Here is a 907-nt window from a genome sequence, read left to right as displayed (position 1 = left end):
GTTTAGAAAGTTATTTAATTTTCAAAATATAATTGCTGGAAGGCCGCTTGATGATCAGAACAATGGGAAATTAAAAAGTATAAGTAGAAATGTACTTGATTTAGCATGTCACGATGATACATGGACATCGTTATTGAGTCTATTACCTGACAGAATACTTCAACCTATAGAGGAGTTAGATATAACGGGGGTAGTTCGAAAAGCTTCTATTGATGGACTAAGTGATGCAATGCTTGCAATAGCTCAAGCAAACGGTGGTAATACAGGAGGTCTAGTCCTTGATTTAGACATTTCTGAAGATGCTATCAATTCTCTTTTAAGTCAGGCTACAAAAGCGAAATACCAACTTGAAGACCATTTTTTAAGTGAAGCATCGCAAGGTCTAGGTTATAGCAATATGATTTTTATTCTTCTTCAATTAGAAACTTATAAGCGCAATATTGATCCTCTATTAGTAAATATTTTTGTAATAGAAGAACCAGAATCACATATGCATCCTCAGATGCAAAATGTATTTGGTAAGTACCTTCGTACATACTACAAACAAAAGAAAATACAGGGTCTTATAACAACCCATTCTAGTGAGATGGTTCGATCAACAGATATGAGAAACCTTAGAGTTGCTCGTCCGATTAATTTGTTTGAAAGTAAAATATTTGATTTTTCCTCATTTAAAGAAAGTATCAGTGATGATCCGATTCTTGAGAATTTTTATGATTGGTTTTATGAAATAGGATTCTCGGATATCGTCTTCGCTGATAGAGTTATTATTTATGAAGGTGATACTGAAAGGATGCTAATACGAAAACTTGCAACTTTAGAAGAATTTCAAATTTTAAATCAACAATATATAGCATTTGTACAGGTTGGTGGTGCATACGCATATAATTACAGAAAACTAATAGAG

1 protein-coding gene is annotated in these 907 nt (G+C 32.9%); it reads left to right on the top strand.

Features of this window, described 5'->3' with window-relative positions; genetic code table 11:
• On the top strand, window positions 1–907 hold a 907-nt coding region (locus A3842_RS12005), incomplete at both ends, for an ATP-dependent nuclease (protein WP_178382340.1).

Origin of the sequence: Paenibacillus sp. P3E (genome assembly GCF_001909045.1) — a bacterium.
GTDB lineage: Bacteria > Bacillota > Bacilli > Paenibacillales > Paenibacillaceae > Paenibacillus_AQ > Paenibacillus_AQ helianthi.
This window is presented reverse-complemented; position numbering and strand designations above follow the sequence as displayed.